Source organism: Scatolibacter rhodanostii, assembly GCF_900197595.1.
In the GTDB taxonomy this organism is placed as follows: domain Bacteria; phylum Bacillota; class Clostridia; order Oscillospirales; family Acutalibacteraceae; genus Scatolibacter; species Scatolibacter rhodanostii.
In genome coordinates, this window is record NZ_FZLO01000003.1 from 257,182 (window position 1) to 275,610 (window position 18,429).

The 18,429-nt window shown below is 40.5% G+C and carries 14 protein-coding genes and 1 CRISPR repeat array; of the genes, 2 read left to right on the plus strand and 12 right to left on the minus strand.

Going from position 1 to position 18,429, the window contains the following annotated elements; translation table 11 throughout:
* Positions 1 to 206: 206 nt before the first annotated feature.
* The 6 genes from CS931_RS08660 to CS931_RS08685 all read right to left on the minus strand — a co-directional run bounded on the left by CS931_RS08660 (position 207) and on the right by CS931_RS08685 (position 7,332).
* Positions 207 to 431, minus strand: coding sequence for a sodium ion-translocating decarboxylase subunit beta (locus CS931_RS08660; protein ID WP_099205372.1), 225 nt, complete (start codon positions 429 to 431; stop codon positions 207 to 209).
* 42 nt (positions 432 to 473) lie between these two features.
* Complete coding sequence (locus CS931_RS08665) at positions 474 to 1,403, minus strand: RluA family pseudouridine synthase (RefSeq protein WP_242964952.1); 930 nt, start codon at positions 1,401 to 1,403, stop codon at positions 474 to 476.
* A 100-nt stretch (positions 1,404 to 1,503) separates the two neighbouring features.
* Positions 1,504 to 3,294 (minus strand): ABC-F family ATP-binding cassette domain-containing protein, encoded by a 1,791-nt coding sequence (locus CS931_RS08670; RefSeq protein ID WP_099205373.1) that lies wholly within the window; start codon positions 3,292 to 3,294, stop codon positions 1,504 to 1,506.
* Positions 3,295 to 3,643: 349 nt separating this feature from the next.
* Complete coding sequence (locus CS931_RS08675; protein WP_159459779.1) at positions 3,644 to 5,377, minus strand: type 2 periplasmic-binding domain-containing protein; 1,734 nt, start codon at positions 5,375 to 5,377, stop codon at positions 3,644 to 3,646.
* Between the two features lie 53 nt (positions 5,378 to 5,430).
* Positions 5,431 to 6,339, minus strand: a complete 909-nt coding sequence (locus CS931_RS08680; RefSeq protein ID WP_099205375.1) for a carbohydrate ABC transporter permease — start codon at positions 6,337 to 6,339, stop codon at positions 5,431 to 5,433.
* Between the two features lie 21 nt (positions 6,340 to 6,360).
* Positions 6,361 to 7,332, minus strand: coding sequence for an ABC transporter permease (locus CS931_RS08685; RefSeq protein WP_099205376.1), 972 nt, complete (start codon positions 7,330 to 7,332; stop codon positions 6,361 to 6,363).
* Between the two features lie 160 nt (positions 7,333 to 7,492).
* Between CS931_RS08685 and CS931_RS08690 the strand changes: the two genes are divergently transcribed.
* Positions 7,493 to 7,735 (plus strand): helix-turn-helix domain-containing protein, encoded by a 243-nt coding sequence (locus tag CS931_RS08690; RefSeq protein WP_099205377.1) that lies wholly within the window; start codon positions 7,493 to 7,495, stop codon positions 7,733 to 7,735.
* Between the two features lie 223 nt (positions 7,736 to 7,958).
* Here CS931_RS08690 and CS931_RS08695 read toward each other — a convergent pair whose 3' ends face one another.
* Both CS931_RS08695 and CS931_RS08700 read right to left on the minus strand, forming a co-directional pair.
* The gene (locus tag CS931_RS08695) at positions 7,959 to 8,192 is read right to left on the minus strand and encodes a PTS sugar transporter (protein ID WP_099205378.1); all 234 of its coding nucleotides are present in this window, start codon (positions 8,190 to 8,192) and stop codon (positions 7,959 to 7,961) included.
* A 118-nt stretch (positions 8,193 to 8,310) separates the two neighbouring features.
* Entirely contained in the window at positions 8,311 to 8,799 is a 489-nt protein-coding gene (locus tag CS931_RS08700; protein ID WP_099205379.1) for a methylglyoxal synthase, read from the minus strand.
* Positions 8,800 to 9,285: 486 nt separating this feature from the next.
* Between CS931_RS08700 and CS931_RS08705 the strand changes: the two genes are divergently transcribed.
* Entirely contained in the window at positions 9,286 to 9,654 is a 369-nt protein-coding gene (locus CS931_RS08705; protein ID WP_159459780.1) for a restriction endonuclease, read from the plus strand.
* A 230-nt stretch (positions 9,655 to 9,884) separates the two neighbouring features.
* Positions 9,885 to 13,571: direct repeats of the CRISPR family, unit length 32 nt; unit sequence GTCGCTCCCCACACGGGAGCGTGGATTGAAAT.
* A 198-nt stretch (positions 13,572 to 13,769) separates the two neighbouring features.
* Here the strand turns inward: CS931_RS08705 and CS931_RS08710 are convergent.
* Genes CS931_RS08710 through CS931_RS08725 form a run of 4 tightly spaced genes read right to left on the minus strand, consistent with a single transcriptional unit; the run spans position 13,770 to position 18,410 of the window.
* Positions 13,770 to 15,494 carry an ABC transporter ATP-binding protein gene (locus CS931_RS08710; RefSeq protein WP_099205381.1) on the minus strand — a complete coding sequence of 575 codons (1,725 nt, stop codon included), beginning with the start codon at positions 15,492 to 15,494 and terminating at the stop codon, positions 13,770 to 13,772.
* Positions 15,491 to 16,321 carry an ABC transporter ATP-binding protein gene (locus CS931_RS08715; RefSeq protein ID WP_099205382.1) on the minus strand — a complete coding sequence of 277 codons (831 nt, stop codon included), beginning with the start codon at positions 16,319 to 16,321 and terminating at the stop codon, positions 15,491 to 15,493. The genes CS931_RS08710 and CS931_RS08715 overlap by 4 nt, the downstream gene beginning before the upstream one ends.
* Positions 16,322 to 16,374: 53 nt before the next feature.
* On the minus strand, positions 16,375 to 17,388 hold the full coding sequence (locus CS931_RS08720) for a FecCD family ABC transporter permease (protein ID WP_099205383.1): 1,014 nt from the start codon (positions 17,386 to 17,388) through the stop codon (positions 16,375 to 16,377).
* Complete coding sequence (locus CS931_RS08725; RefSeq protein WP_099205384.1) at positions 17,385 to 18,410, minus strand: FecCD family ABC transporter permease; 1,026 nt, start codon at positions 18,408 to 18,410, stop codon at positions 17,385 to 17,387. The genes CS931_RS08720 and CS931_RS08725 overlap by 4 nt, the downstream gene beginning before the upstream one ends.
* Positions 18,411 to 18,429: the final 19 nt, after the last annotated feature.

Genomic DNA, 18,429 nt, shown 5'->3' on the forward strand with positions numbered 1-18,429 from the left:
GCCACATCTGCCATTGAGGACATCCAAAATCTCTTGGTTTATTGTATTCTTATGGAGAGAGGGATGTTAAATTACTAATTATTTTTGATCCTTAAAAAGAAAAGATTGCCATACTCAGCATTCGTCTCTGAGTAAGGCAATCTTTTCCTTTTGTGTTTACTTGTACCGTTTTAAATGTCTTGATTCCATCTGTCTTAAAACAGCGATTAAGAACGATTGTTTTTCTTCTTTACAAAATAGATTACTAATCCTATTATTAAGATCAAAAGGACTGCTATCATTACAATCGGAAACCAATTTATTTTTCCCGTTACAACAATAGAGGTAGCGCCATCTGCTCCACCAATTATACCAACTGAAGCGGGGTCACGGTTTGCACATCCTGTTAGCAATGTAATTGCTGCGAGTAAAAATAAAGTTACTTTTTTCATAAAGCTTTCCCCCTGTTATTTAAAGTAGAAATTAACCTCTCCCTATTCTTTATTTTGAAGAGGTTGCGTGAAAAGCGTCTTAAAATTTTGTGGAATAGGTGCTTTAAAAGACATTACTTCTCCTGACAGCGGATTTTTAAATTCCAACTGGTAAGCATGCAGACCCAAACGCTTCAATGGATTTGCCTTTGCTCCATATTTCTTATCTCCAACAACAGGATGTCCTAAATCTTTCATATGCACACGAATCTGATTCTTTCGGCCTGTCTCCAAATGAACGTCAACCCACGAATATTCTTCGGATTCTTTCATGACTTCATACTTGGTAATTGCCTCTAAACCGTCGCCTGCTCTATCACTGGAATACATCAGCAAAGTTTTTGTTTTTTTCAGCCAAGAGCGCATGGTTCCGCTCTTTTCTTTCAATTGACCTTCCACAATAGCGACATAGGCTCGCACTGAAACCAATTTTGCCCAATCCTCTTGCAGTGCAAATTTCATTGCTTCGTTTTTGGCTACAATAAATACCCCTGACGTATCACGGTCAAGTCTATGCACAGCAAAAATACGGTCTTCCGGATTTTTCAGCTTCACATAATCGGTCAATAGATGATAAGCCGTGATATCTTTTTCTTTATCAGTGGCTATTGATAAAAGTCCTGCTGGTTTATTTACAGCAATGAGGTCATCATCTTCATATAAAATATGCAAGGTATTTTTTTGAGTTTCTTCAGGTGCTGCTGCACGAGAAATTCTCACTTTCTGCCCCGGATGCAGCGGGGTGTCATATTTTGTACGCACCACACCGTTCACAGAGACAGCTCTATATTTCAACAAGGATTTTACGTGGTTTCGGGATTCTTTTGATAACTTAAGTTGCAAGAATTCCATTAATTGTATAGGTTCTGTTACGACAAATTCTTTTTCTGGTTTTGGCTTGTTGTTGTGTATGGCTCGTTTTTCTCTTCTCACAAATTATCTCTTTTCTGCATGACTTTTGGCAGCATGCTTTAAATCGGTCTAAAATCAGAATCAAGTTTTCTTTACGGTGGCAATGATTGCTTTAAACGCACTATTTACCTTGGTTTTCTATCTTTTCTGCTAATTCATTTAAATATACCCAGCGTTCGGTTTTTTGCTCTAAATCAGCTTCCAGTTCTCTTTTCTGCTCTGTAAGTGTCTGTAGTAAAACATAGTCGCTAGCAGCCCCTCTAATTTCTTCTTCACATGAAGCTACCTTTGCTTCTACTGTTGCAATTTCCTCATCAATTCTATCGTACTCTCTCTGTTCATTAAAAGAAAATTTCAGCTTTTGAGGAAGATTCTTGCTAACTTGTTTTGGCGAGGCAGCTTCCTTTTTTTGTGTATCCGCTGCTTTTTGTTCAGCTTTTGATTTTTCATAATAGTCTGTGTAATTGCCGGGATACTTGAGGATTTCACCACCCTGATTGACTTCAAAAATCATATCAGCAACCTTATCTAAAAAATAGCGATCGTGCGATACTGCCAAAACAGGACCAGAAAAAAATTCAAGATAATCTTCTAAAATGGCCAGCGTTTCAATATCCAAATCGTTGGTAGGCTCATCCAATAACAAAATATTGGGGGCAGACATCAGTATGCTTAAAAGATACAAGCGCCTACGTTCCCCACCGCTTAATCTTCCAATTTGAGAATATTGCAGGTCGGGAGTAAACAGAAATCGCTCCAACATTTGTGAGGCAGAAAAAGTCCCTTCAGGTGTTTGAATTTCATTCGAAATCTCCGCAATAAAATCATATACCCTCTGACCCGGGTCCATATCTCTACCTTCTTGCGAAAAATAGCCAAACTTTACGGTAGAACCAATTTCAACTGTACCCTTATCCGGCAAAACCTTTTCGGTAATTAAATTCAGCAAAGTTGATTTTCCTACCCCATTTTTACCCACAATGCCGATTCGGTCTTCTCTGGCAATAAGATAAGAAAAATTTTTTATGACAGTCTTGTCACCAAAAGCTTTGCTGATATTTTCAAGTTCAATAATCTTCTTACCTAAACGAGTAGACAAATTCGAAAGCTGAATGGTTTCATCAGTTTCCTCTGTTGTCTGATTCTTTAGTGCTTCATAGCGGTCAATTCTGGCACGACTTTTGGTGCTGCGAGCCTTCGCTCCTCGCATAATCCATTGATATTCTTTGCGCAGCACGGCTTGTCTTTTTCTCTCACTCGCAGCCGCCATTTCTGCCCGTTCTGCTTTTAGTTCTAGATATTTAGAATAATTTGCTTCGTAGCTATAAAGATTGCTATGAGATAACTCAACGATTCGGTTAACTACCCGTTCCAAAAAATAACGGTCATGGGTGACCATAATCAACCCGCCGTTAAAACGACTTAGGTGATTTTCTAGCCAAGTGACCATTTCACTATCTAAATGGTTAGTAGGTTCATCTAACACTAAAATATCAGAAGGATGAATCAATGTAGTGGCAAGAGATACTCTTTTTCGCTGCCCACCTGATAGTGTTTTCATCTTGGCATCAAAGTTTAGAATACCAAGCCGTGTTAGCATCGACTTGGCCTCATATTCATTTAGTTCGCGAAAATCTTGAGGGAATCCGGCAAAAACTTGCTCAAGCACTGTATAATCATCGTGGATTTCAGGATTCTGTGCCAAATAAGACAGTTGTACATTAGGATTGGTTGCTAGAGTACCCTCATCGGAGGATTCTGCTCCAGCCAAAATTTTTAACAGGGTACTTTTACCTGTTCCGTTAATTCCAATAATTCCAACTCGGTCTCCCTCATTTAAATACAACGAAACATCTTGTAACAGTTGTTTCATTCCATAGTTTTTAGAAATATGCTCGGCAGATAACAGCATGAACGGCTCCTTTAACTTTAGCTATCTTTTTTATTAAAAGCACAATAAGCGTTAAATTACTCTATTCAAAATAATGCATTTCTTAGGTGAAGCTATTATAACATAAATCTACTTATAGAAAAAGGGATTTCTTGTTCACCCTCTTCATTAATAAACAATTTATTTATTATAATCTATTTATATAAAAAATTATTTGACAATAACATATTTTATGTTTATTATTTATGTATTATCTTTAGTCTCTATTGACTTTTGACCTCTAGAAATTATTTTTTTGATAAGAATAAAAAGAAACCCCCTGTATAACCAGGAGGTTCCCATTTTGGAAGAATAATTTTAAATCTAACGTTTAACGATTATAAGCGGTTCCGCCTTGAATCTTAACGTTTTCTTGATATTTTGCATCATACTTTGCAACGATTTCGTCCATTCCGTTATTCTTCAAGAAATCAACAAGCTCGTCATAAAGTTTTGTTGCTTCTTCTTCAGTAGAAGCCATGATAATTTTTGGCAGCTGTGCTCTAATTTGATCTTCACAAGCTTGACGTTTAATACCTAAATCTTCTGTTGGAGAAACAGTATCACGAAGTCCGAAGAATTCGTCTGTCAAGAAGTTTAGAGGAGTGAAAACATCTGCTTGATAACTAACAACAAAGCTTCTTTCTGCCTCAGGAAGTGCCGCATTAACAGCAAATTTAGTTTCGTCAACGCTGTCAGCATGACCAGGAATCATCCAGAACCAAAGACCTAGCTGATTCTTTTCTTCTTCTGTCAACAAGCCTTCTGATTTTTTGAGGATGGGGTTGCCGTCAGCATCTGTTTCATCCCAAAGCAATCCGCCTTTAGGACCATACATTTGTACAGAAGCACCCTCTTGTGTCATCAGATAAGTACACATATCAAAAATTCTCTGTGGGTCTTCTGCTTTTGTGGTGAAGTTTATACCATCACCAGAAGATGTGGGTTTATATTCGCCATAAACCTTGTCAGCATCAACACCATTGGTTGGAGGGAAAGCAGGATCTGTCAAAACAACATAATCATCATCTGGATGAGCTTCTTTCAAAATTTGTCTGAAATGAGTGACATCGTCCAAGGAGAAATCATAATACATTAAACCAAATCGGCCTGCTGCTTGCTTCTCAACCAATTGATCTCTTGTGTCAGAGAAGTTAGTTTCAGAAATGAGTCCTTCACGATACCATTTGTTGGCTTCCATTGTAGCCACACGCCAATATTTGTCATCATAGAATACATTTGTCAATTTACCATCAACAGGAGCATACCAACCATAAATGGCAGATGGAGCACCCATAGAGCGGTGGAATCCATTTAGAATTCTTTCACCGTCAAGTGTGTCTGTGCCTGAAGCAAAAGGAATAATATCAAGACCTTCTTCAGTTTTGCCAATCTCTTTTGCTTTTTTAGCATACTCATAAAGTCCATCAAATGTTGTCAAATCAGGACTTCCTGCTGCTTCATAAATTCTCTTGTTATACATCCAGCTCAAGTTACCGCCGGTTGCACCGTTAGCACGTGCCCAAGTTGGAATTGTATAAAGCTCACCATCTACACGAAGCAGTTCACGAGTAGATTCTTTTACATATTCATCAAACTCAGGATTCTTTTCACGTAGAGGATCAATTGACTGCAATAAACCAAGCTCAGCCATCTTTAAGAAGTTTGCGTCACGTCCCATTGTGATAATATCAGGAAGATCGCCTGAAGAAATCATAATGTTTAGTTTTGCTTCATAATCAGCATCAGCACGTGAGAAGTTGATATCAACATTAAACTTCTCTTTGAGGTATTTGGAAACGTCATCATTACCCCAAGGGCGAATGGTTTCCCAGTCATTATTGTAGTACCAGGTGTAGCTTCTTGGTTCGGAATAGTCGCCGGTTGTGTTTGTTTCTTCTACAGAGGTTTCCGCTTCAGAACTTTTTTCTTCTACTTTACTTGCTTGTGAGGCGCCCTTTGACTCTGCACTGGAAGAGTCGCCTCCCGTGTCTGAACATGCTGCAAGTACGCTAACAGACATGGTACACGCGAGTAAAAAGGCCAGGACTTTTGTCTTTTTCATAGCCATTGTGCTCCTTTCAAAATAAGAAAATAATATAGTGTCTAACCTTTCGGTTAGCCTTTCACAGAACCAACCATAACGCCTTGAATAAAATATTTTTGCAAGAATGGATATGTAACAATAATAGGCAAAATGGTGATAATCATGGTCGCCATGGTAATAGACCGCACATTCGTATCCTTACCGGCACCGGCTGCAGCAATTTGATCTGCGCTCATGCCCTGCTGCGCCATCGTTTCAGCATATTTAGCTTCATTCACGATTTGCATCAAGATAGATTGAAGTGGTTTTAGTTCATCTTTATTATTGATATAGATTGATGCATCAAACCATGCATTCCATTGGAAAACGGCGATATATAGGACGATGGTAGCAATAATGGTACCAGAAACCGGCAAAATAATTTTAAAGAATATCGTAAAATAGTTGGCACCATCAATTCTCGCCGATTCTTCCATAGCATCAGGAATTTGACTGAAATATGTTCTCATAAGAATCATGTTCCAAAGCCCTACCAAGTTGGGCAGAATATAAACCCAAAAAGAGTTGGTCAAGTGCAAGCTTTGCATGAGAAAATAAGTAGGGATAATTCCACCAGAAAAATACATAGGAATTAAGCAAATCATCGTGTAAAATTTTCGGCCCATTAAGTTTTTATTAGAAAGACCATAGGAAAGCATTGCTGTGAACAAAAAGCCCATAGCTGTTCCCACTATCGTTCTGGATATTGTAATAAAATAGGCCTGATAAATTTTAGAGTTTTTAAACACACGTGTATAGTTGCTCAACGTGAATTTACGTGGGATGATTGACAGACCCCCTAATGCAGTATCTTTTGCGTCATTTAACGAGATTGCCAAGGAATTTAAAAACGGATAAGCAATTGTAAGCAGAAAGGCTCCAACAATAGCGATAGTCACAATATAAAATACATAGTCACCGGCTTTTTTCTTTTGTACCATGGTTCATTTCCCCCTTCAAAATCAAAATAGTGATGTTTCGCCGGTCTTTCTTGCGACAGCATTGGCTGCTACCAAGAGTAAGAAGTTAATAACAGACTTTACTAAACCTGCGGCTGCAGAAAAAGAATGACGTCCTTCTCTTAAGCCAACTCGATAAATATAGGTATCGATAACGTCTGCATAATCTCTTAAAAGACCGTTGCTCATTTGCTTTGTTAAAAGCATAATTTGATCAAAATTTGCATTTAAAATGCCGCCTACTGTAAAAATAAGCGTGATGATGATAGTTGGCTTAATTGCAGCTGAAGTTATGTATCGAATTCTTTGCCAACGGCTAACTCCATCAATAGCAGCTGCTTCATACATCTCTGTATCAACTGCCGTGACCGCCGCTGTATAAATAATGGCGTTCCAGCCAAGTTCTTTCCAAACATCTGTGACAACGGTAATCGCCCAAAAATATTTTCCTTCTGTGAAAAAAGAAATAGGGGCATCAATAATCTTTAAATTTACTAACATTGTATTTACAAGTCCGTAATCGACGGACAGCATGTCAAAAATAAGAGTGGAAGCAACTACCCAAGAAATAAAATGAGGTAGATAACTGATTGTGTTGGTTACTCTGACAAATCCGGATATTTTAATTTCGCTTAAAATAACAGCGAAAATAATCGGCAAAGGAAAGCAAATTACCAATTTTAAACTACTAATTACAAGCGTATTTCGAATTACGTTGATAATATAGGGATCTTGCGCCAGCATATTAAAGTGCTTAAGACCTACCCATTCACTAAATCCAGGAAAATCACCAAGTTTGAAATTCTGGAACCCCATAAGTACACCATACATGGGTATGTACGAAAAGATGAGAATGATAATAATAGATGGTATAACAAGTAATTGCAGGTCTAACTGAGCGAAGAATTGCTTGAACTTTCTAGCTGAAGTCTGCTTTTTAGTTTTTACTGGCACTAGCTCATTTACAGCCGACATTATGAACCCTCCCTTAAAATTCTCTGGCAATTAATAATATTTTAGATATATTGGCCATATTTTATATCAATTGTGTTCTTTTTTTGTACTTAAGCTCATAATGAGCTAAAAATATTATCTGGTAAATTCACTTGCTATACTAATTTTGGGAGGGACATTTATGAGATGTAATCGCATTCGTGATTTAAGGGAAGACCATGAATTGACGCAAAAAGAAATTGCAAAATCTTTGAATATCGCTCAAAGGACTTATTCAGGATATGAAACAAGCTCACGCAATATTCCTATTGAAATTCTCATAGAACTAGCTAGTCTCTATAACACAAGCATCGATTACCTTTTAGGACTAACAGATCAAACAGAACCTTATAAAAAGAAGCAGAAAATTTACAGAAATACTTAAGCACCCATAAATCTTCTACCGTTTCGAAAACGGTGTAGTAGCAGTATCGTAACCACCTAGGTAAATCCTTTGCGATATTATCTTTAGTTTTCTTTGTCAATTTTCTAAAAATAATAGACCTGTTATTTTAGATTTTTACCCTTATGCATAAAATAAAAAGCCGCCAGTATTGAAAAATACCGGTGGCTTTTTATTTTGCAACTTAAAAAAGTTTTATCAAGAATTAGTTCTCATTGACAATAAACTCTTTAATTTTGTTCAGGATTTCTTTATCATCTGAATGTATTTTTAGCTCAATTGGCTTCTTTATATCCATGCTAAAAATCCCCATAATTGATTTAGCGTCCAAAATATGAACTCCTTCAATCAATTCACAGTCAACATTTTCTTTGGAGATAATAGCAGAAAACTCTTTTACTTTATCAATACTGTCAATTAAAACTTTTGTGCTCAGCATAAATATCAACCCTTACTTCCTATATTTTATTCGGACATTTCCGTAAATAAAAGTGTAGTCTGTTCCAGAAAAACAAAGTGAATTTTTCACAGCAGGCATACAATTCTCAATTTTGTATTTATTGATTTCCTAACTGATTCCTATCATTTATACGATCAATAATTTTCTGTTTAAAGTTAATGATGTTATGCTCATATTCTTGATTCATTAATTCAGAGTGAATTAAAAAATCTGCAGTGGCTCGGTTATTCGCAATCGGAATATCGTAAACTTGTGCAATTCTCAATAAAGCTTTCACATCAGGGTCATGCGGCTGTGATTCCAAAGGATCCGAGAAGAACACAACAAAATTAATGGTTCCTTCTACAATTTTAGCTCCGATTTGCTGGTCTCCTCCAAGAGGACCACTGTTATAACCTTTTACTGGCAAGCCTGTTTTTTCTGCTACCAGTCTTGCTGTTGTCCCTGTTCCACATAAAAAGTGGTTTTTCAAAATGTCTTGATTCTCAGCACACCATTCAATTAATTCTTCTTTTTTTCCGTCATGAGCAATCAAGGCAATCGTTTTCTGTTTTTCAATAGTAAACGTGATAAATTCCGTATTCATAAATTACACCCACACCAATCCAATAATTTTTATTTTTTAGTAGAGCCCATTCAACCATTTTTATATATTTATTATACCCTCTCCCACCATTATTTGCAAAATAAAATATCAAAAATTCGTGAATCACTTTATAAATTCGAGTATAAAACTGAAAAAAAGAAAATTTGTTTCTTTTTCGTTGAAGTAATTTGTTAAATCTTGTATAATAGAATTACTTCATAGCGCACAAGGTAAATTTCAGATACGCATTTTTTACTATCAAAAAGCCTTCTTACTTTTTACTTTCGTTGAATATAAAATAGCAAAAGGACCTATTCCATGAAAAGAAAACAACAAAGCTTTCTAGTTACTCTTATTTGCTTACCTTTTTATTGTATAAAATATTTGATTATAGCAATTTATCATGTTGTACGATTTGTTTTTTTGATTCTATTCAAGATACTGCGAAGATTAGGAAGATTCCTTTTTGGAGATTTCAACAGGGAAATGACAGGGTATGAATACGAAGAATTTGCCGCTTCTTATCTGCGTTCGCATGGATACCGGAAAGTAAAAATCACTAAAGCCAGTGGTGACTTTGGCGTAGATATTATTGCTCACAAACATTGGAAAAAATATGCTGTGCAATGCAAATACTATTCTCGTACCGTTGGCAACGCTGCCATTCAAGAAGCGGTTGCCGGAAAAGCCTACTACGGATGTAATGCAGCCATGGTAATTACTAATTCTACTTTTACTCGCCCTGCCAAAGAATTAGCGCATGTAAATGACGTTCAATTAATTGAAAATGTATTCCCTCATCGCTTCTCCTTCAAAAAAGATGAGCTGTTAGAAGAGGAAATCCTACCGCTCTAGTCACTTTATTTCTCCGCCTATTCCCATTTTCGTTACTCTTATTATCAGATTCTATTTATAGTGCGAAGTTCTATCAACCATGAAAACCGTTTACTTTCGCACTATAAATAGAACCTATTTTTTCTTAACCACATAGTAATTTAAGATTTATTAACTCTTTTAAAAACTAGTAATTCTATATTTTGTGAAATCTGTGCAAATAAGCACTCCTTATTTCATAGCATTTTGCTGTCGCTCCCCACACGGGAGCGTGGATTGAAATGTTTAAAATGCTATTGACCGACTGCACAAAGTACGTCGCTCCCCACACGGGAGCGTGGATTGAAATGGGGCTTGACCCATAGGCATTTTTACCCAAATTGGTCGCTCCCCACACGGGAGCGTGGATTGAAATAATCAGGCTGTAAAAAATCTCTGCCTCTTGGATGTCGCTCCCCACACGGGAGCGTGGATTGAAATCGGCAATCCAGCCACGGACGTAAGTACCGACAACGTCGCTCCCCACACGGGAGCGTGGATTGAAATCCTTGAAATGCTTAAAAGCGGAATCCTCCATAACGTCGCTCCCCACACGGGAGCGTGGATTGAAATATCTCTTGGGAAGAGTTTGAGTCAAAGAAAAAACGTCGCTCCCCACACGGGAGCGTGGATTGAAATCATGACTGCCTTGCTTTGCTCAAGCTTGTAAGTACGGTCGCTCCCCACACGGGAGCGTGGATTGAAATATCGATAGAAAGGACAGCTTGAACGGTTTATATGTCGCTCCCCACACGGGAGCGTGGATTGAAATCTCCGTTTCTGTGACTTCCGGCAGCCCTGCAACGGTCGCTCCCCACACGGGAGCGTGGATTGAAATTCAATCTTTCCGCTGCCAACCCCAGCGTTGGATGCGTCGCTCCCCACACGGGAGCGTGGATTGAAATCAGTAAGGCCATTTGCTCCTTTTTGGAATCCAGCTGGTCGCTCCCCACACGGGAGCGTGGATTGAAATTCCAAGATTACCTATGAGATAAAAGCAAAAAAACAGTCGCTCCCCACACGGGAGCGTGGATTGAAATACAAAAGTGAAATATAACGTCGCCAATGACGACATGTCGCTCCCCACACGGGAGCGTGGATTGAAATACCTCGACCAGTTTTACCTACGACGGAGGTTAGCGTAGTCGCTCCCCACACGGGAGCGTGGATTGAAATTTCTGGTATGGCATCAGTAATATTATGTATTTTAGTCGCTCCCCACACGGGAGCGTGGATTGAAATTGCTAAATCACAAAAATCATAAGCTTCTTCGCTGGTCGCTCCCCACACGGGAGCGTGGATTGAAATATAAGTAAAATCCCTATGAAAACTTTTTATAGGAGGTCGCTCCCCACACGGGAGCGTGGATTGAAATACCAGATTGTCAACACGATATAACCCATAAGCAGTCGCTCCCCACACGGGAGCGTGGATTGAAATAAGCTTATCTGCATCAAACTTAACAGATGTACTGTCGCTCCCCACACGGGAGCGTGGATTGAAATTTGCACCAGACGGCTGGATAATCATAAGATTAATTGGTCGCTCCCCACACGGGAGCGTGGATTGAAATCCGGCAGCGTTAAAATCAGTATCATCATCCTTAAGTCGCTCCCCACACGGGAGCGTGGATTGAAATTGACGATGAGATTTATAACTTGCTTGGAAAGTTTAGTCGCTCCCCACACGGGAGCGTGGATTGAAATAGCATTCTCGCCACCATATCGCCATCCATCGTAAGTCGCTCCCCACACGGGAGCGTGGATTGAAATCATTTGGTAATATCCGCAGTGTTATAGTTAGCATGTCGCTCCCCACACGGGAGCGTGGATTGAAATTCCTGTGTCCATGTTTATTTTAGTTTTACCGCTAGTCGCTCCCCACACGGGAGCGTGGATTGAAATTCCCATAGCCGCCTGCGCTATTTTTTTTGTTGCATGTCGCTCCCCACACGGGAGCGTGGATTGAAATAAAAAACGCTGAATATTATATGTGGAACGTTGAGCCTGTCGCTCCCCACACGGGAGCGTGGATTGAAATAACTGCTCAAAACAAAGTGTTAAATAGCCAAATTGGTCGCTCCCCACACGGGAGCGTGGATTGAAATAGATTATTGTGTATTCCGTGGAGAAGTAGGTATGTCGCTCCCCACACGGGAGCGTGGATTGAAATCCCCATTTTATGTAATGAGTACAAGTCAATTTATGTCGCTCCCCACACGGGAGCGTGGATTGAAATCAACGTGTCCGCCCTCGGAAGTGTTAGGTTCTAAAGTCGCTCCCCACACGGGAGCGTGGATTGAAATCCCCATTTTATGTAATGAGTACAAGTCAATTTATGTCGCTCCCCACACGGGAGCGTGGATTGAAATCAACGTGTCCGCCCTCGGAAGTGTTAGGTTCTAAAGTCGCTCCCCACACGGGAGCGTGGATTGAAATGCAATCTTCCATGTAGTCGTAATTGTCAGATTCCGTCGCTCCCCACACGGGAGCGTGGATTGAAATTGTGCCGGAATTCTCGCTCTCATAAATCCTCCAGTCGCTCCCCACACGGGAGCGTGGATTGAAATCTGCTCTAAATAGATATATAGAATCTATTATGAGTTGTCGCTCCCCACACGGGAGCGTGGATTGAAATCACTGTCAAAACCAATAACGAACCGTTTTGCAATCGTCGCTCCCCACACGGGAGCGTGGATTGAAATTTTTATTGTGGAAGATTCTTTAAACCATGAAATTGTCGCTCCCCACACGGGAGCGTGGATTGAAATTACCCTAATTTACAACACTAATCTTAGACAACCGTCGCTCCCCACACGGGAGCGTGGATTGAAATATCAATTGCTGTCATGTAACCCTGATTTAATCTAGTCGCTCCCCACACGGGAGCGTGGATTGAAATATGGTATTACGAACATCCTGCCGTAACTATTCAACCGTCGCTCCCCACACGGGAGCGTGGATTGAAATATTCGAATTGACCGTAACCAACTAAATTTATGTTGGGTCGCTCCCCACACGGGAGCGTGGATTGAAATCGTCACCATTTGAAACTGATAATACATTAAAAGGGGTCGCTCCCCACACGGGAGCGTGGATTGAAATATTGAGGTGTTAACATGGAACTAGGAAACGGTGGTCGCTCCCCACACGGGAGCGTGGATTGAAATATCATAAGATTGTTTAGATTGTCCAATTCTCTTGGTCGCTCCCCACACGGGAGCGTGGATTGAAATAAGCGAATCGGGATCAGACAGCATTTGAACAAACAGTCGCTCCCCACACGGGAGCGTGGATTGAAATATCATAAGATTGTTTAGATTGTCCAATTCTCTTGGTCGCTCCCCACACGGGAGCGTGGATTGAAATAGAAATCGAAGTTGTTAAATGGATTGTATACGAAGAGTCGCTCCCCACACGGGAGCGTGGATTGAAATAACGAGAGGTTAATAACCAAACAGAAAAAGAGAGGTCGCTCCCCACACGGGAGCGTGGATTGAAATTTTTTATCATATCAAATAAAATCAGAAAGGTGAAAGTCGCTCCCCACACGGGAGCGTGGATTGAAATATAAATTGTTTACAACCAGTTAACAACTTAATCAGTCGCTCCCCACACGGGAGCGTGGATTGAAATCCCACCACCACGAGCAACAGAAGTATGAATAGAAGTCGCTCCCCACACGGGAGCGTGGATTGAAATGGATTCTGTCCATTTAATCATGTTATCCGCTTTCAGTCGCTCCCCACACGGGAGCGTGGATTGAAATTTCCAGCTCTCTGATGATGTGCAAATATGTATTTGTCGCTCCCCACACGGGAGCGTGGATTGAAATACGCTCAACAAAACATTGCTTCAAGCTCATTGCGTCGCTCCCCACACGGGAGCGTGGATTGAAATTTCTCCGGCTATTTCTACTGAAGATTGGTCAAGAGTCGCTCCCTGCACGGGAGCACAAAAAGGAGAACGACTTGTGGGCTAAAGACACCACAAGTTGTTCTCCTTTTTAAGGATAATTGCCTTACATAAATAAATTTCTATTAAACCTATTCTTTACTTCTTAACATACTGCTTGCTATCCAATTTATATCTTTTCGATTATTCTGCTTGTGCCTGATGAAGTTTGGCGTAAATACCATTTTGATTCATCAGTTCTTCATGCGTACCAAGCTCAGCAATATTAGTGCCGTCAAGCACAACAATTTGATCAGCGTGGCGAATTGTCGATAGGCGATGTGCAATTACAACGGTAGTACGCTCCTTGGAAATTTCATCCAGTGCTGCCTGAATTTCTTTTTCTGTTTTGGTATCAAGTGCGGAAGTCGCTTCATCTAGAATGAGAATAGGTGCATTACGTAAAATAGCTCTGGCAATAGAAATACGTTGTTTTTGTCCTCCGGAAAGTCGAATTCCTCTCTCACCGATAACGGTTTCGTACCCATCTTCCATTTCTATGATAAAATCATGTGCATTCGCTGCCTTGGCGGCTTCCAGCACTTCTTCATGAGTAGCACTCTTTAACCCATAAGCAATATTTTCATAAACTGTGCCATTAAAAAGAAAAGTGTCTTGCAGTACCATCGAAATATTATCGCGAAGACTGGTAAGCGTAACTTCTCGAATGTCTACTCCGTCAATTAAAACAGAGCCCTCCTGGGGATCATAAAAGCGATTAATTAAGTTTGCTATCGTTGATTTGCCAACACCTGTTGTACCTACTAGAGCCACTGTCTGACCAGGCTTAACCGTTAAATTCACCTTTTCTAACACAGAGATTTCTTCATTATACGCAAAAGATAGATTTTTGAGTTGGATGGCTCCTTGCACGCGAGAAAGCGTTTTAGGGTTCTTCGCTTCTTTCACATCAGGAACATCGTCTATTACATCAAAAACACGCTGGCAGCCCGCTCCGGCCTCTCCTAAACGCTCTATTAGGCTTGAGAACGTCTTGACAGGTCCATAAAACATAGAAAGATACATGATAAATCCGACGATATCAGCAATGGCAACTTGTCCTGTTCCCACTAAATGACCGCCATAGACAACAACGACGACTGTGCCGAGAGCTGTAATAAAGGCAAGCAGCGGATATGTTGTTTCAAAGAAAAAGCTGGCTTTTAAATAGGCTAAACTATGTCTAAGCGCTAAACCGGCTACTCTCTTTTCTTCATGTTTTTGTTGATTAAAAATTTGAATTTCTTTAATACCTGAAAGATTATCCTGCACTGTGCCAGACAGTTCACCTCGTACTCTGGAATTTTCTTTCCATGTTGGTGAAACGTGGCGGCTTTGCCACATAGTAATACCTAGCAAAAAGGGAATGGTGACTAAACTCATGAGTGCCAAGCGCCAGTTAATTGTGAAGAGCAGACCTCCAACACCAATAAAAGTTAGGATATTCACCACAAAATCAGGAATAACATGAGCAAGCAAAATTTCTGCATCTAGCGCATCACTCACCACTCTACCTGTTAAATCACCTGTACGGCTTTTGTGAAAATAGCGTAAGCTCATATTTTGCAGTTTGCTGTAAAGTCTAGTACGCAAATCTGCTACATAATGCAATGCAGCGTAGTGATTTAAATAGCCGGATGCTGAACTGCCAGCTGCCTGCAAAGCAGTTGTCGCTAACAGGAACATTCCAATTCGTAATGATTCTGAAGCAAAATTCTGGCTGCCCTCTGTAGCAAGACTGGTTAATTCTCGTAATGCCCAAGGTGTATAAAAACCAGCTACTGTTGACACTATCAGGGCGAGAAAGGCAATCATAAGATGCAGCCAATACTTTTTTGCTTCTTTAAAAACACGGAGTGCCGTTTTCATACTGCAATATCCTCCTTCTGCGGAGGAGACTCTTTACTGCTGCTGTTGACTAAATTATAGGTCAAACAAATAGGACGTCCTGTGCGTGGTTCTAGCACAATTTCAGCGTCAATAGAAAATGTATCTTTCAATGATTCGGAAGTCATTACTTTTTCCGGACTTCCGTGTGTAACTATCTTTCCATCACGAATGGCTATCATATAATCTGAAAATCTAGCCGCTAAATTTAAATCGTGCAAAACCATGACAATCGTCACGTTTTGTTTGCGATTGAGGTCATAAAGCAGTTCTAGAATTTCAAGCTGATGTGCTAAATCAAGATAAGTAGTCGGTTCGTCTAAGAGAATCAAATCGGTTTGCTGTGCAAGTGCCATAGCAATCCAAACTCTTTGACGTTGTCCGCCAGAAAGGGTATCAACCTCTCTATTCTCAAATTCAGTGAGCTTGGTAACAGAAAGTGCCCAATTCACAATCTTCTTGTCTTCAGGTGTCAATTTACCAAATCCCTTTTGATGTGGAAAACGTCCATAAGCTACCAATTCACTGACGGTCAGACCACTTGGAGCGGTTGGTGTTTGCGGTAAAATAGCCATTTTCTTGGCAATCTCTTTCGTGGAAAGATCTCGAATATCTTCTCCACTTAAATAGACTAGCCCTGTCTTAGGTTTTAAAATACGGCCAACGGCTTTCAGTACAGTGGATTTACCACAGCCATTTGGGCCAATAATAGAGCTTATTTTTCCATGTGGGATATTCATATCCAAAGCTTTTACGATGAGTGCATCATCATAGGCAATATCTAATTTCTCGGTGCTGATACTATTCATAGTTTCCTCCTTATGTACGCTGCCTTATCTTTGGCAGGCTGCCTTGTTTTATATTAATTCGCCTTTGCTAACAAATACAGGAAATACGGCGTGCTGAGAACAGTGATGACAATACCTGTCGGAATATCACTGCCAAGACTAATGGTTCGGGTGATGGTATCTGCCAATAGAACTATAATAGAAGCAGCTAAACACGAAGCCGGCATCAAAAACTTGTGATTAGGTCCCACCAATCTTTTGGCCAAGTGAGGAGCAATCATTCCTACAAAGAAGAAGTTTCCTCCCAGTGCCACACTTCCGGAAGAAAGCGCCACTGCTGCAATAGAAAGTCCCAGAAATTCCGGTTTAACAGCTACTCCAAGACCGGTTGCCGTTTGGTTACCCAAATGAAGTGTATTCAGAACTCTTGATTTATAAATTACATAAGCCAATAATATCAATGTCCATGGAGCTAAAATGGCAAGATATTTCCAATCGTCTCCCCACAAACTGCCTGCACTCCATCGCTGCATAAAATCCATTTGATTTTGATCCAGCTTCAATGTCAGCAAAGTGGTAGCCGCACTATATCCGCTTGAAAGGGCAACGCCTGTCAAAATTAATCCAGTGGGCGAAATATCTCTTCCGCGACGATAGGAAAGGATAAAAATTAACGCTGCTGCCGTCATACCTCCGATAAAAGCAAGCAGTGGCAGCGCAATGGCAGAAGACATTCCTTTTGAAGCAAATAGCACAACAAAAATTAGCACAAAAAGTCCTGAACCCGAGCTGATTCCCAATGTGCCCGGACTTGCCATATCATTTCTCAGCAAGCTTTGCATGATACAACCTGATGCACCCATACCAAAGCCCACAAGTACACCTAAGATAATACGTGGTAAGCGAAATTCAAATACAATTAAATTTTGCTTTTCCGTTCCTTTTCCTAAAAGGACATTAAAAACCTCAATAGGCGAAAGATTCATTTTTCCCGAATTCACACTGACAACGGCAATCACAATCATAAGCAGAACCATAACTAAGAGAATAGTAAATCCTCTTTTTGCTGTATATCGCTGTTTTCTCATTCAAACTCCCTCCTTTGTTTTCTGGCTAAATAGAGGAAATAAGGTACACCTACAACAGCAAAGATAACACCAATGGGTGTTTCATAAGGTTTATTAATCAATCTGCCTACCAAATCAGCAGATACTGTTAACAACGCACCATAAAGTCCTGAAGCAGGTATGATATACCGATAATCAACGCCCACCATGTAACGGACAATATGAGGAGTAATAAGACCCACAAATCCAACTGGACCGACAACAACCACCGAAAGACCAGTTAAAATCAGCACAATAAGAGTAGAAGCACCCTTTACAAAACCCGTTTTTAAACCAAGCCCTGTAGCAACATCTTCTCCCAAACTCATCACCGTAACAGACGGCGAAAGTACGACGGCAGCCAGCACACCAACAGCAAAAAAGGGCGACACCAGAGCAAGTTCATTCCAGCTTGCACCGGCAGTTCCTCCTGCTGTCCAATAAGCGAGGGCTTGACCCAGGTGATATTTAATGGAGAGATATTGACTGAATGCACCAAATAACGTTGAAATCGACATACCGGCCAGCACCAACCGCTGCGGCGTCATGCCACGCTTGCCAAGTGAGGCAATAAAATAAGTCATTCCTGTTGTAACAGCCGCTCCCAAACAAGCAAACAGCATGGTTTGTCCATAGGTTCGGCTTGGTAAAAAAGCCATTGCCAAGGCTATGGCAAATCCAGAACCGCTGCTAATTCCCATTAAGCCTGAATCAGCCAAGGGGTTCCTCGTTGTTCCTTGCATTAAAGCACCACAAATAGCAAGGCTGCAACCTACAATAAGGTCTGCCACTGTTCGTGGAAAGCGCAGGGTCTGAATAATTTGGTGTTCTGTCTGATTGGGATCAAAGCGAAAAACCGCCTCCCAAGCTGTAGACAGCCGCATGTCGGCCGCCCCGAAACTAATCGAAGCAGCCGACACCAACACTAACAATCCAGCCCCCACCAGCATATACAAAGTGAAGCGTGCCGCTCCTTTTCTTTTGGCCTTTGGGGTCTTTTGCATTTCTTTCTTCCTTTCGGGT